At 64.2% G+C, this 13,410-nt stretch carries 19 protein-coding genes; all 19 read left to right on the top strand.

Annotated elements, in window-relative coordinates:
• Positions 1-720, top strand: a complete 720-nt coding sequence (gene flgA, locus DVT68_RS00205) for a flagellar basal body P-ring formation chaperone FlgA (protein WP_114823066.1) — start codon at positions 1-3, stop codon at positions 718-720.
• Entirely contained in the window at positions 710-1,303 is a 594-nt protein-coding gene (locus DVT68_RS00200) for a flagellar basal body L-ring protein FlgH (protein ID WP_158543422.1), read from the top strand. The genes flgA and DVT68_RS00200 overlap by 11 nt, the downstream gene beginning before the upstream one ends.
• Positions 1,300-2,415, top strand: coding sequence for a flagellar basal body P-ring protein FlgI (locus DVT68_RS00195; protein WP_114823064.1), 1,116 nt, complete (start codon positions 1,300-1,302; stop codon positions 2,413-2,415). Before DVT68_RS00200 ends, DVT68_RS00195 begins: the two co-directional genes overlap by 4 nt.
• Before the next feature lie 7 nt (positions 2,416-2,422).
• Positions 2,423-2,794: a flagellar basal body rod protein FlgB gene (locus DVT68_RS00190; protein ID WP_114823063.1), complete on the top strand. Its 372-nt coding sequence runs from the start codon at positions 2,423-2,425 to the stop codon at positions 2,792-2,794.
• Between the two features lies 1 nt (position 2,795).
• A complete protein-coding gene (locus DVT68_RS00185; RefSeq protein WP_114823062.1) occupies positions 2,796-3,218 on the top strand; it encodes a flagellar basal body rod protein FlgC in 423 nt (140 codons plus the stop codon).
• A complete protein-coding gene (gene fliE, locus DVT68_RS00180; protein WP_114823061.1) occupies positions 3,215-3,517 on the top strand; it encodes a flagellar hook-basal body complex protein FliE in 303 nt (100 codons plus the stop codon). The genes DVT68_RS00185 and fliE overlap by 4 nt, the downstream gene beginning before the upstream one ends.
• A gap of 58 nt (positions 3,518-3,575) precedes the next feature.
• Positions 3,576-4,982: a flagellar basal-body MS-ring/collar protein FliF gene (gene fliF, locus DVT68_RS00175; protein ID WP_114823060.1), complete on the top strand. Its 1,407-nt coding sequence runs from the start codon at positions 3,576-3,578 to the stop codon at positions 4,980-4,982.
• Entirely contained in the window at positions 4,979-5,428 is a 450-nt protein-coding gene (locus DVT68_RS00170; RefSeq protein ID WP_114823059.1) for a hypothetical protein, read from the top strand. The genes fliF and DVT68_RS00170 overlap by 4 nt, the downstream gene beginning before the upstream one ends.
• A gap of 110 nt (positions 5,429-5,538) precedes the next feature.
• Positions 5,539-6,075, top strand: a complete 537-nt coding sequence (locus DVT68_RS00165; RefSeq protein ID WP_147281642.1) for a FliH/SctL family protein — start codon at positions 5,539-5,541, stop codon at positions 6,073-6,075.
• Positions 6,076-6,083: 8 nt separating this feature from the next.
• The gene (locus tag DVT68_RS00160) at positions 6,084-7,406 is read left to right on the top strand and encodes a FliI/YscN family ATPase (protein WP_233523300.1); all 1,323 of its coding nucleotides are present in this window, start codon (positions 6,084-6,086) and stop codon (positions 7,404-7,406) included.
• Positions 7,403-7,852: a hypothetical protein gene (locus tag DVT68_RS00155; RefSeq protein ID WP_114823057.1), complete on the top strand. Its 450-nt coding sequence runs from the start codon at positions 7,403-7,405 to the stop codon at positions 7,850-7,852. Before DVT68_RS00160 ends, DVT68_RS00155 begins: the two co-directional genes overlap by 4 nt.
• Complete coding sequence (locus DVT68_RS00150; protein WP_114823056.1) at positions 7,849-8,679, top strand: hypothetical protein; 831 nt, start codon at positions 7,849-7,851, stop codon at positions 8,677-8,679. The genes DVT68_RS00155 and DVT68_RS00150 overlap by 4 nt, the downstream gene beginning before the upstream one ends.
• Positions 8,676-9,095, top strand: a complete 420-nt coding sequence (locus tag DVT68_RS00145) for a flagellar hook assembly protein FlgD (RefSeq protein ID WP_114823055.1) — start codon at positions 8,676-8,678, stop codon at positions 9,093-9,095. Before DVT68_RS00150 ends, DVT68_RS00145 begins: the two co-directional genes overlap by 4 nt.
• A 12-nt stretch (positions 9,096-9,107) precedes the next feature.
• A complete protein-coding gene (locus DVT68_RS00140; protein ID WP_233523299.1) occupies positions 9,108-10,277 on the top strand; it encodes a flagellar hook-basal body complex protein in 1,170 nt (389 codons plus the stop codon).
• Between the two features lie 3 nt (positions 10,278-10,280).
• Entirely contained in the window at positions 10,281-11,045 is a 765-nt protein-coding gene (locus DVT68_RS00135; protein WP_114823054.1) for a hypothetical protein, read from the top strand.
• 5 nt (positions 11,046-11,050) lie between these two features.
• Entirely contained in the window at positions 11,051-11,356 is a 306-nt protein-coding gene (locus DVT68_RS00130; RefSeq protein ID WP_114823053.1) for a FliM/FliN family flagellar motor C-terminal domain-containing protein, read from the top strand.
• A 16-nt stretch (positions 11,357-11,372) separates the two neighbouring features.
• A complete protein-coding gene (locus DVT68_RS00125; RefSeq protein ID WP_114823052.1) occupies positions 11,373-11,738 on the top strand; it encodes a hypothetical protein in 366 nt (121 codons plus the stop codon).
• Positions 11,735-12,481 (top strand): flagellar type III secretion system pore protein FliP, encoded by a 747-nt coding sequence (gene fliP / locus DVT68_RS00120; protein ID WP_233523298.1) that lies wholly within the window; start codon positions 11,735-11,737, stop codon positions 12,479-12,481. Before DVT68_RS00125 ends, fliP begins: the two co-directional genes overlap by 4 nt.
• Positions 12,482-12,497: 16 nt before the next feature.
• On the top strand, positions 12,498-13,199 hold the full coding sequence (locus DVT68_RS00115) for a sigma-70 family RNA polymerase sigma factor (protein ID WP_158543421.1): 702 nt from the start codon (positions 12,498-12,500) through the stop codon (positions 13,197-13,199).
• Positions 13,200-13,410: the final 211 nt, after the last annotated feature.

The raw sequence follows: 13,410 nt of genomic DNA, 5'->3' as shown, positions 1-13,410 counted from the left end.
ATGCGCCGTCTGCTCATCGCCGCCATGCTGTGCCTTGCCTGCCACGTCTCGCCCGCAACGCCGGCAGCGCCGGCAGCGCGCCGGCACGTCGCTGCGGCTGACGTGGTGGCAGCGGCGCGGCATGAGCTCGATGCACACCTTGGTGCCGACGGCGCACACGCGAGCGTGTCGGTGATCGGATCGCCCGAAGATATCGACGTCCCGGGCCAAGCAGTAACCCTGAAGGCACACCGGCTGACTGGGCGGTGGCCGAGGTCGAGGGTAGGCGTGGCGGTGGACATCCGTGTCGACGAACAGGTCGTTCGCACGGCAACCGTGTGGTTCGCACTGGAGGTTCGCCAACCCGTTCTGACGTATGCGCAGGATGCGTCGCCGGGTGTACCTGCTGGCCAGCTCCACTGGGTGAGCCGAGAACTGGATGTCGCAGGCATGCAGGGAGCGCCGGTAACCGATCCGGCCCAGCTGCAGGGCGTGCGCCTGCGCCGCTCGGTGCTTGCCGACGCGCCGGCAATGGTGGCGGATTTCGAGCGCGTTCCCGACGTGGATCGTCAGCAGCGAGTGGAAGTCATCGCGACCGTGGGCGCCGTCCGGCTGAGGACCCATGGCGTGGCCAGCAAGCAGGGGGCACCGGGGGATGTCATCCCCGTCATGGTGGACGGCGCGGAAACGCCCGTGGCGGCTCGCGTCATCGACAAGGGAGCGGTTGAAGTTGTCCAGTAAACACTACCTCACTACGGCACTGGCCATCGGCAGTCTCTGCGCCGCACTGGCTCATGCGCAATCGGTGCCCGGCTCGATGATCGATCCGGACACCTACCGCGGACTGGCGGCAGATCACCGCGCCCACCAGGTCGGCGACACGCTCACGGTCGTGGTCACCGAGACCGCACGTGCGACGGCAAGCGCCAATACGGATGCACAAAGTGGCGTCCAGTTGAGTGCGAACACGCAGAATCACGGAAACATCCGCAACTACGGGATCGGAATGGCCGGCGAAGATGCCGGGCAGGGCAAGACATCCCGGGCCGGCAGCCTCCAGGCGCAGCTTGCGGTGAGGGTGGTGGCCATCGAGGGCGATGGCATGCTCCGAATCCAGGGCGGCCAGACCGTCGTCATCAATGGCGAGAAGCAGCAGTTTTCACTCACCGGGTTGGTGCGCTCTGAGGACATCTCCACGGGCAACACCATCCTGTCGAACCGGATCAGCGAGGCGAACATCCAGTACACCGGCGACGGCGACGTATCGGAGTCCCAGCGCCGAAGCATCCTTTATCGCATTGCGCGGTGGCTGCATCTGATATGAAAGTACGTAGCTTCGTTTTTCTCTTGCTCTCGCTGGCCTGCGCACACGCCTGGGCCGCGGGGGATAGCGTCCGCCTGAAGGAAATCGCACGCGTGCAGGGTGTGCGAGACAACGCACTGGCGGGTTACGGACTGGTGATCGGCCTGGCGGGTACCGGCGACACCACCAAGAACCGCCTGACTGTGCAGTCGGTCGCCAACACCTTGAGCCACTTCGGCGTGAACATCAGCGCCGACGATCTGAACAGCCGCAACGTGGCAGCCGTGATGGTCACCGCCAACCTGCCGCCGTTCGCGGAACCCGGCCAGAAGCTCGACGTGTCCGTGTCGTCGCTGGGTGATGCCCGCAGCCTGACCGGTGGCACCTTGCTGCTGACGCCGCTGAACGGTCCGGATGGCAAACTCTACGCATTGGCGCAAGGACCGTTGTCGGTGGGTGGATACGACGTGCGCGCCTTCGGCAGTTCCGAGACGAAGAACCACCCGACGGTCGGCCGTGTGCCCGACGGTGCATCCGTGGAGCGCGCCGCCCCGGTCGGCCTCGGCGAAGACGGCCGCACCCTGGACGTGCTGCTGTACCAACCAGACTTCACTACCGCCGAGCGGGTAGCCGAATCGTTGCGCCGCAATGCCGGGGTCAACGCCATTGCGGAACACGCTGGCAAGGTACGTGTGACATTCAGTGCACCACCCGGCGATGTTGTGCGCGCGATCTCCACCATCGAGAACGTGCCGGTGGTACCGGACCAGATCGCGCGCGTGGTAGTCAACGAGCGGACCGGAACCGTGGTGTCCGGCGGCGATGTGCGCCTGGGCAGCGTCACGGTATCGCAGGGTGATCTGCGTATCGTGGTCCAGACCGATTACCTGGTGTCCCAACCCGAAGGCGTGTACGTCGATCCGTCGCGCAACATCGCCACGGCGGTGGTGCCGCAGGCCAACGTCAAGGTGCAGGACCCGGAGGCGAAGCTGGTGTCCATTCCCAATGGAGCCACCGTGGCGGATCTCATCGCAGCATTGCGGGCAATTCACCTTTCCACGCGAGACGTCATCACCGTCCTGCAATCCATCAAGACCGCCGGCGCCTTGCGCGGCGAACTGATCATCCAGTGAGGTAGCCATGGACCTGACCACAGAAGCCATTCGCCTGGGCATCCACATGGCGCGCATGCGTGCCGAGGTGGCCAGTACCAACGTCGCCAACGCGGACGTCGACGGATACCGCGCGCGACGCCTGGATTTTGGCCAGGCCGTGGGCCTGCTCCATCAGGCGGCGATGGATCCGACCACATCCGCCGAGCGTCTTGCGGCCGCGCATGGGGCATCGGTGCACGTTGACGAATCCGAGGTGGGCTCGGCTTCCGGTACCACGGTGAGCCTGGACAGCGAAGTGGCGGAGTTGGAAACAGCGGGCCTGGACTTCCAGTCGCTCACGACAGTGATGTCACGACGATTCGCCCTGATGCAGCTGGCCCTGGCCGGGAGGAACTGACATGGTAGTGGATGCGATCTTCAACGCAACGCGCTTTGGCCTGCAATATGAACGCCTTCGCCTGGAGGCGGCAAGCCACAACATCGCCGTTGCCAACACGGCCAGCACGACCGGCCACGGGGCTCAACTGCTGCACGCCGTTTCCGGACGGGCCATGAGTTTCGATGCCATGGCCGGCCTGAGCCACCGGGGAGCGGGCGATGCCCCGACCCTGGTGGCGGAAGATGCGGCCGAGCGCAAGGTGCACGATCCCTCCGATCCGCTCGCCGACGCAAGCGGCATGGTGAGTTACCCCAAGGTCGATCTGGTGCAGGAAATGAGTACCCTTGTCGACGCGGGGCGCGCCTATGAGGCCAACGTACGAGCCTTCAACACGTTGCGAGCCATGGAGCTGCACGCGCTGGACGTGGGCGGTGGCTCATGAGCATCGCGGCCATCGAACCCATTTCCATCGGCCGCATCGATGCCCCCGAACACGCCAGTCCCATCCATGCCACCGAATCGCCGGCATTCATGAAGGTGCTTGGTAGCGAAGTGCAGGAGCTCAACGAGAGCCTGAACGGTGCCGATGCGGCGGCACGCTCGCTGGCAGCAGGCGACGGGATTCCCGTGCACGACGTGATGATTGCCATGGAGCACGCCCACCTGAAACTGCAGTTCGCGGTCGAAGTGCGCAATCGCCTGCTCGATGCGTATCAGAACCTGACCAACATGCAGCTGTAAGCAAGGATTAGCGGGTGCGCCGCGGCGCATCCATCGACCGCCTGTTTCTGGAGTAGCAATGAGGCAGTTCTTCGCTTCCATGTCGCAACGCACCCGCCTGATGTTCATTGTCGGGCTGTGCGCGATCGCCTGCATCACGGCGGCCGTCGGGTGGTGGGTCGCGCATCCGCCATATGGTTTGCTGTTTCGCGACCTGCGCGAGGCAGATGCCGCGGAAATAACGGCCACGCTCGCCCAGATGCAAGTGCCTTATCGCCTTGCGGACGATGGCAAGGCCATCATGGTGCCCGCCGAACAGGTCTACGACACCCGCATGAAGCTGGTCTCGCAGGGCGTGCCAAAGGGTGGCAGCGTCGGGTTCGAACTGTTCAAGGATTCCGACTATGGCGTCACCGAGTTCGCCCAGAAGGTGAATTTCCAGCGCGCCTTGCAGGGCGAGCTGGAGCGCACGATCGATTCGCTGGATGAAGTCGCGGCCGCACGCGTTCATCTGACCATTCATCGCACGGACCTGTTCGAACGCGACAAGGACGCCTCGAAGGCATCGGTGACGATCAGCTTGCGCCCACAGAAACGCCTCGATGCGCGGCAGGTGGCCGGAATACAGCGCCTCGTCGCTTCGGCCGTGGACGGATTGACGCCAGAGGCAGTGGTGGTGCTCGACGACAAGGGCGCGACCTTGTCCGGATATTCGGCCGATGGCCCGGGTGCAGAAGGAGCCGGCGGACGGCTGGACCAGCAAGCCAGGCTTGAGGCAGACCTTCGCAGCCGCATCGGCGCGTTGTTGCATCGTGTCCTGTTGACCGACGATTTTACCGTGTCCGTAGACGTTCGCATGAACTACGACCACGTCAAGCAGGTGAGTGAGCGCCTCGTGGGACAGGGCAAGGACGGCAACGGCCTGCTTGTGCACGAGCGCACGAATTCATCGAGTCGCGGCAGCGACGAGACGGATCCGGACCATGTGAAGACCTCGCCGGCCAGCAGCGACCGGGACGTTGAATACGCGCATGGCCGCGAACAGGAAGAAGTGGAGCGCCAGGTCGGTCGCATCGAACGTATTTCGGTGGGCATCGTGATCCCGGCATCGTTGCCGGCTGAGCAGATCAATCGTCTATCGGACGTCGTGGCAGCCGGGCTTGGCCTGGATCCGGCACGGGGTGACAAGGTGGATATCGCCGCCATCGCGCCGCCGCAGCCGTCCGTGCCTCACAGCCCGACGCCGGATACGGCAACGAGCCGCGCGGGAGCAGTGGCCACGGTCACCCCGACGCCGGCCGCACGCTTGCAGCCATTCGCAGTCGAATGGGCCGTCGGTGTTGGCGCGGTCCTGATGATCCTGATTCTGGCCGGCGGCTTGCTGGTCGTCCAGCAGCGGCAGCCGCGTCGCCTTAGCGCTCCGGAGCGCGAAGAAGCGTTGGCGCGGCTCAAGCAGTGGATCGAGACAGCGGAGGTCCGCCGATGAATCCGGCCGGTGCACGCAAGGCTGCGCTGAGCCTGGCGGCCATGCATTCGCGCGATCGCCGCTGGATGCTGTCGCACCTGCCGCATCGTCAGCGCCGGGTACTGGCGATGCTGGTCCGCGAGGTTCGCCGACTTTCAGCGCTGGATCCGAACGTATTGCAAACGGCACTGTCCAGTGTGCGTGCCGATACGCCTCTGGTCGAAGTGCCGCCACCAGATCAACTGGTGCGGGCGCTGAACGAGGTTCCGGCCGCCTGGGCGGCGCGCACCCTTGCCGCCGCGGCCATAGATCATGTCGACGTCTATCTTGCGTCCTGCGATCCGTTGCGCGCCATGCACGTGAAGCGCGAACTGGAACGACTACCGTCGCTGATGCCGGTGGCGCTGGCGCGTGCGTTGTCGCGGCGACTCGCAGAGACGGGCGGTGAACCAGGTGAAGTGCCGTGATACGCCGCCTCGCCAAAGACCATCCCACCCATCCGGCGCCGCGCCGCGTGGGGCCTGCCGTTGTCGCCACACAAGCCGCCAAGGGTGAGAACGAATCCGCTCAGTCGGACGTGGCCGATGCCTATCCCAGCGGGTACGAGGAAGGCTTCAAGGCGGGCGAGTCTGACTCCGCTCGGATGGCTGCGCAGCGCATGCGCGAATGGGAGGATGCCGCGCAGTCCCGTCTCTCCGAAGCCGAAGAGCAGCTGCAACGGGAGCGCGCCCGCCTCGCGTCCATGGCCGACGCGTTGGAACTGGGCCTCAAGCACCACCTGGAAATGATTGAGCCGCTGTCCTTTGAGCTGGCATGGGCGGGCTGGCAATGCGCATTCGGCGAGTTGGGCGGCGACCGGGAGCTGCTCGCGCGGATCATCAGCGGACTCGTAGCGGAATATCGCGGCAAGGCATTGGTCATCGAAGTATCATCAGCTGATCGCGAAAGCCTGCCGGATCATCTCGATGGCGTGGAAGTAATTGTGGCTTCTGCGCTTGGCGCCGGCGAATGTCGCGTGCGCACTGCGCGCGGAGAGGTGGAAAGTTCGGTTGCGATGCGCATGGATGGCATCTACCGGGCCATGCGCGCCGCCATGGAAGGTTCCACCGCATGAGCGCTGCAATGGCCATGGACCGCCTTGCACAGGAGCTGTCGCGCCAGCCCATGTCGGTCAATCTTGGCCGCCTGCTCGGCTTCAACGGGCTGGTGGTGGAGGCCGATGGGCCGGACGCGAAGATCGGCGAACTCTGCGACATTCAGTGCGATAGCGAGGGTCAAGCCGTGCGCGCCGAAGTGGTGGGCTTCCGGGATGGCCACGCTCTGTTGATGCCATTCGGGCACCTCCGCGGTATAGCGGCGGGCGCGCGCATCACGGCACTGAGCCGCTCGCTGGAAGTTCCGGTGGGACGTGGGTTGGTGGGACGAGTCATCGATGCCTTCGGACGTCCGATTGACGGTGGCGCACCCATTGTCAGCGAAGAAACGCGCGATGTGGTCCGCGCACCCATCAACCCGTTGCTCCGCGCGCCACTGGACCAGGCGATGGAGACCGGCGTGAGGGCTATTGACGCGGTGCTTCCGCTGGCCCGCGGGCAGCGAGTCGGGGTGTTCGCCGGCAGCGGTGTGGGCAAGAGTACCTTGCTCGGCATGATGACGCGCCACGTGGACGCCGACGTGGTCGTGGTGGCCCTGATCGGAGAACGCGGACGCGAAGTGGGTGATTTTCTGCACGAGTCGCTTGGTGATGAAGGTCGGGCGCGCGCCGTGATGGTGGTGGCCACGGCAGACGAGCCGGCGCTGGTCCGGACGCACGCCGTGCATGCGTCGCATGCCATCGCGGAGTATTTCCGCGACCTCGGCCTGAACGTCCTTCTGATTGTCGATTCGATCACGCGCTTCGCCATGGCACAGCGCGAGGTTGGCCTGGCTGCGGGCGAGCCGCCGACATCGCGCGGTTACCCGCCGTCCGTGTTCAATCTGCTTCCCCAGATCCTGGAACGTGGCGGACGAGTGCGCGCGGGCGGATCCATCTCCGCGATCTACAGCGTCCTGGTCGAGGGCGACGACATGAACGAGCCGGTGGCCGACCACATGCGTGCCATCCTGGATGGCCACATCGTCCTGTCACGCGAGCTCGCCGCACGCGGTCAATTGCCGGCCATTGACCTGATGTCCAGCGTGAGTCGCCTCGTCTCGAAAGTCACCACCCGCGACGAGTTCGAATTGATCCAACGCATCCGGTCCATCGTGTCGACGTATGAATCGTCCCGCGACCTGGTGGATATGGGCGCATATCAGGCGGGCGCAAACGCGGCGCTGGATGAGGCCTTGCGCATGCATCCCCGGATTGCTGGCGTCCTCGGGCAGTCACCCGGTCAGCGCTCCAGCCGACGCGAGAGCATTGAGCTGCTGCGTCGCCTGCTGGCGGCAGGAGACAGCCCATGACCGATCGCAAGCTTCGGTTTCGCCAAGCACTGGCGCGCATTACCCGGGTCAGGGAGCAGCAGGCCGCTGCCTCGCTGGCGCACGCCGCGGCCGTGGTGAAGCAGTGTGAGGAGGCGCGGGGGCAGGCGATGGACGTGCGCAACGCGGTGGAGCGTGAGCGCGGCCGCTGCCTCGATGCGGATGCCGGCTTGGACATGGCGCGCTATGCCTTGCTCGGAACCATGCACGAAGCATGCGAGAAACGTGTGGACCTCGCCACGGATGCTTGGGAGACCGCCGACGCCGTGCGACTGGCGTGCGGTGAGACCCACCTGCACGCCAGGCATCGCTGGGAGCGCGCGAATGAAGAGGCGGCACAGTATCGATCGGACCTTGCCGCGCAACTCCATCAAAAGCGGATGGAAGACGGTATCGAACTCTGGCTGCAAGGCAGGGAACGCGCATGAACGATCTCTATCCGATGGATGGCGCGCGATCCGCATCGGTGTCTGTGCAACAGCGACCACAGCAGCAACGCAGCGATTTTGCGGACGTCGTTTCTCGTGACTCGGACGCCTCCCCGCAGGTCAAGTCTGGACAGGCCTCAGGACACGAGGGAGCGTCTGGTGACGTGATGGCGACGGGGCCAAACATGCAGGCCGATGTCTCGGCGCGGACACCCGTGGTATCGACGCAGACACTCGAGGCATCGGTGACCGCGCAGCTCCTGCAGCGCGAGACAGTGGTGCAGCCCGTCGGTGACATCGAAGCCACGCGCGACGCGCGTATCTTTGGGGTGCACCTACTGGCGGGGCGTTATCTCTCCGAGCTGGCCCTGGTGGATCCGGCGGGGGCGGCGAGCCAGGCATCCGATTCCCTCGGGATGGCGCGGGAAGTCCCCTCTACTCATGACGGAGCCGGGCGGGGCATGGTGATGCCGATGTCTGCGGAGGAGAGCTCGCCCGCCGAGTCACTGTCCGATGCCCTTGTGGCGCCGATGGAGATTGTGTGGGCGTCATCCACCGCAGAGTCCGAGCAGGCGAGCCCCCACGCCGCCGCGTTGATCGGCTCCGCCGCCGAATGGCTCAAGCGCCTGCTGCGCTATGGGCGCGAGCCCGACGGAAGCACGGTTGCCTGGGTTAGGGATTTCCGGCTCCCCGACGCGCAGTCAGGTGCCGTCGTTGCCGCGGTGCTGCGTGACGCAGCCCGGCAGGGCGTGACTTTGCAACGAATCGTGTTGAACGGCCGCACGGCCTGGTCGTCCAGCCAAAACCAAACAGGGGAGAGCACATGAGCGTCGATGCCATCGGTAGTCAGCTCAACACCACCGATCCCTCCACGATGCCCAACTCGGGCGTCAACGAACAGGACTTCATCAAGCTGTTCGTCAGTGAGCTTCAGTTCCAGGACCCGATGCAGCCACTGGACAACAGTCAGTTCCTCACGCAGCTTGCGCAATTCGTCGGAATCGAGCAGCAGAGCGAGGAGGTGACGGGCATCAACAACCTTCTTTCGCTGAATTCGTCCTACCAGTCGCTGGGCCTGCTAAGTCATAGCGTGCAGGTGACCAATCAGGATGGCTCGACCACCACCGGAAAGGTGACTGGTATCCAGTACGGCTCCAGCGGAGCGTCGCTTACGGTGACGACATCGAGCAGCAATGTGCTCACCAATATCAGCCTGTCCCAGATCCAGCTTGTCACGCCATAAGGAGACCTGGTCATGCCATCGATCATGCAATCGCTATACAACAGCGTGTCGGGGATGTTTAGTTTCTCCCAGACCCTGGACACGATCAGCAACAACATCAGCAACATGAATACGCCAGGTTTTCGCGGCAGCGAGTCGTTCCTCGAAAACGTGATGGGCGGCGATGGCACCAAGGTCGCCGGAACGGGTCAGAACCTCAGCGAAGGCCAGATCGAGCAGACCAATACGAGCACCGATGTCGCCATCAACGGCGAAGGCCTGTTCATACTAAAGGATTCCGAGGGTCATACCTATTACACGCGCTCGGGCCAGTTCCAGTTCGACAGTAGCGGCACGCTGATCGACTCGGTCAATAAGTACGCCGTGCAGGGCTACGATACCAGCGGCGGCTTTGGTGACATCAGCATCGCCGACCTGAAGACTTTGCCGGCCCAGGCCAGCTCGACCATCAACATTACGGGAAATATCGTCCCTACCGATCCTACCGGCAGCGTGAGCAACATCACCGTCTACGATGCTCAGGGCAGCGCGCACGTGTTGACGCTAGCTCTCACCAACAACTCGACGGCCACCGCCGGTAGTTGGAACGTGACCGTCACGGACAGTACGGGCGCCACCATCGGGACTGGTGAAGTCCGCTTCAGCAGCACGGCATATACGCCTGTCAGCGGATACAACACTGTGACCATCACGCCGACCTTGGGTGGGCAGCAGCAGAAGCTGACCTTCAACTTCGGCACGGCGGGCGGGCTGAGCGGTGCGACGCAGATGCCAGGCGTCGCCGACAGCCTCGCGGCTCAGGTCACGGATGGTCATGGAGTCATCGGCGTCAGTTCCTACGCATTCGACCAGAACGGCGTGCTTCAGCTGACCTATGCCGATGCGGAAGTAAAGGCCGGCCCGCAACTGGCACTTGCCTCGTTCGCGGACGAGAGTTCGCTGCAGGAAATTCAGGGCAATCTGTATACACCGCCGATGAACCAGGTCGCCCAGGTCGGGCGCGCGTCCACCGGAATTCTGGGCGGCATCGAAGGGGGTAGCCTGGAAATGTCCAATGTCGACCTGACACAGGAGCTGGCAGAGATGATCGTGATCCAGCGTGGCTACCAGGCCAGCTCACGCGTGATGACGGTTTCCGGCGACATGTTGCAGCAGCTGTACGACTCGACACGGGGCGGCTGATCCATGGCGGAGCTTCGATATGGCTGGTTGAGCGAGTCGCGCCGCGCGGCGTTGCGCGCACTGGTGGCTGGCGAGGTTGTGCATTGGTCGCAGGACTGGTGTATCCGCCATGTGGCCGCGCAGATCGACGTTCAGCCTGCCGACATGGATGCCATCTTCGGCGTGGACCACGTTCTGCGTGGATGCCAGGGACTCGTCGGGAAGCTCGCCCTGGTGATGGAGGAGCAGAGCGAACAGCGCTGGGGAAAGCAGCTGGCCGATATCACTGAGGGCGCCGACAGTGCAATGACTGCGCGAATCGGGCACGAATCGTTCGTGGACCTGGTGGATCGACTGCTCCTGCGGGCCGGTGCGCGCGAGCCGGTCGCGCTTGCAGAATTGGCAGCCGACGCGACGCTGACCAGTGAGCGTTTTGGCGCTTATGCGCTGACCATCGAGGTCGGCGGCGAAACCTGGGGCATGCTGATGGACCGCGGTTTGGCCGACCGCCTGGCGCCAGCGGCAACGATCGCACCCGCAAAACTCGTCTCCAGGCAGGCGGCCATTGGCTCGGCCTACGCCACGGTCGATGCGGTGATGGCCTTCGGCTCCATCAGCATTGCCGGACTGGCCGGGCTGCGCGTGGGCGAAGTGCTCGTCGGCGATCGCGGACTTGATGAGTCCGTGCAAGTTCGCGTCGGCCCCCATGGCACCGTTGCTACTGGCTTCCTGCAGCGGCGGGAAGAACAACTTGCCGTCACCTTCGACGGCACATCAAGGGAAGAGTAAACCTTATGAACGACATTGCTGTCGCCCCCATTGAACTGGATGAAGCGGCCCCGGATGCTGGCGTGGGCGAACCGCTCATTCGCCGCGAGCTTTCCATGTTGGGCCATGTGAACGTGCAGCTTGACGTCCATCTAGGCCATGCCCAGGTGAGCGTCGAGCGGCTGTTTTCGCTGAAGAAGGGCGAGTCGATCACGCTTGATACACCGCTCGACGCACCAGTGACGGTGCAGCTCGACGGCAAGCCGGTCGCCCGGGGCCACCTGCTTGCCGTGGGCGAGCACTTCGGCCTGAAAATCACCGAGATCCTCTGACGTCATTGGTCCACGCATGATGCTGTTGTCATTGCCGGCCGGCGCCTCGTCCGCCGCCATTCCTTATCGGACCGCTCCCGTCGTGTCGGCGGGCAGCATTGCCTTGTCGATGTCGGTCGTGGTGCTCGTCATGGTCGCGCTGGTGGCTCTTGTCCTGATCGCCCGCCGCCGCGGCTGGCTGGGCAAGCTCGGCGTCAACGGTATCGAGGCGGGCAGGGCGCCGTTGGAGTTGCGTGCCTCGCGTCGCCTGAGCGTCCATTCAACGGCCCACGTGCTTAGCTATCAGGGCAGGGAGTTCCTGATCGTGGAAAGCGTGCGCCATACGGCTACGAGCATTTCGCCAATCGGTGATGCTGATCCGGACCAGGAGGGTGCGCCGTGAGGACGACGACACGCCGGTACCTGATCGCACTGTTTGGCCTTGTCTCTGTGGCGGTGCCGGCTATGGTCTGGGCCGATCCGCTGCAGGACGCCCTCAGTCACGCGGCAGGCGAGGATCTTTCCCCGATCCTGCGCTCCTTCCTCCTGCTAACTGCGCTGTCGCTCATCCCGTTCATGGTGATTGCGCTCACCTCGTTCACCCGGATCGTGGTGGTGCTGTCGCTGCTACGCAGTGCACTGGGGCTCCAGCAGACGCCTCCCAACAGCGTGTTGTTGACGCTGGGTATGTTTCTGACCCTGTTTACCATGAGCCCCGTGTTCCAGGCCGCCAAGCAGGCGGGGCTCGATCCGTACGTCAAGCATGAAATCGCGGCGGACGTGGCCGTGGGCAAAGCGTTCGAGCCGTTCAAACTGTTCATGGTCAGGCAGACCCGCGAAGAAGACCTGGTTGCCGTGGCCCGCATGGCAAAGCTTCCTGCGCCCAGGTCGATCGACGAGATCAACGCCCTTCAGTTGATTCCGGCCTTCATGTTGAGCGAATTGCGCACGGCGTTCCAGATCGGCTTTGTCATTTTCCTGCCGTTCCTGCTTATCGACCTCGTCGTGGCCGCGATACTCATGGCCTTGGGCATGATCATGCTGCCGCCATCCACCATCAGCCTTCCACTGAAGATCCTCCTGTTCCTGTTGATCAACGGATGGTCGCTGTTGGCGCAGGCGTTGCTTAGCAGTTATCACGGCTGAGCCCGTGGTTGCCGCATTGGACGCGACCGAAGACAGTCTCTGGGGGCGCTGGCAAAGTGACCGCGATGCCTCAACCCGCGATGCCCTGGTGGCAAGGTATTCGCCCTGGGCCCGTCAGGTGGCGCGCGGCGTGTACATGCGGGTGTACCGCCTGCGGGAAGCGTGGGAGGACTGCACGCAGAATGCCCTGATCGGCTTGATGGAAGCGATCGACCGTTACCAGCCTGGGCGCGGCGTGAGTTTCGAAGCCTACGCACGTCATCGCGTACGGGGTGCGGTGTTCAACGGACTGCGCGTGATGCGGGACGACCTGGTTGCCGGTCGTCGGCCGTCCGAGCACGCGGCCACGCTGCGCGAACGCGTTCAATCGCTGGGCGAGGACGAGCCGGAAGATCCGCTCGACGCCTTCGCGAGCATGACGGTCGGGCTGGGCCTGGGTTTTCTGCTCGAAGCCAGCTCATTCCCCGGCGCCACGCCCACGGCGGACGCATACGCTTCTGCCGAGCGCGCTCAATTGACCGACGCCGTCACGCTATGCGTGGAGCGTTTGACCGCGCGGGAACAGAGCGTCATCGTGATGCACTACTTCCACCATGTGCCCTTCGTGCAGATCGCGGAGGACCTCAAGCTGACCAAGGGGCGCGTGTCGCAACTGCACAAGCAGGCGCTGGGACGCCTGCGTGCCCTCTTGGGTGACGACGCCATCGGTGACTTCTGATCTGGCCGCCCCTGCTGGCGGGGGCGGGCGCTGATGAACAGGCTTCCCGCACAGTCACTTGGGTGCGCATCCTGAGGTAACGGCATAGGTTTCCGGGCGACCTTCGCCACGTTTTCTTGCGGAAGAAAGTTGCGCAGCACCCCTAAACTTTTCCGCGCTCTGCTGGATTTACCTGAAGGACGCCCACGGTTCCGGCCGATGGGGCAAGGGA

This window comes from Dyella solisilvae (genome assembly GCF_003351225.1).
In the GTDB taxonomy this organism is placed as follows: domain Bacteria; phylum Pseudomonadota; class Gammaproteobacteria; order Xanthomonadales; family Rhodanobacteraceae; genus Dyella; species Dyella solisilvae.
The sequence above is the reverse complement of the archived record's forward strand: the minus strand, read 5'-3'. Positions and strand labels throughout refer to the sequence as shown.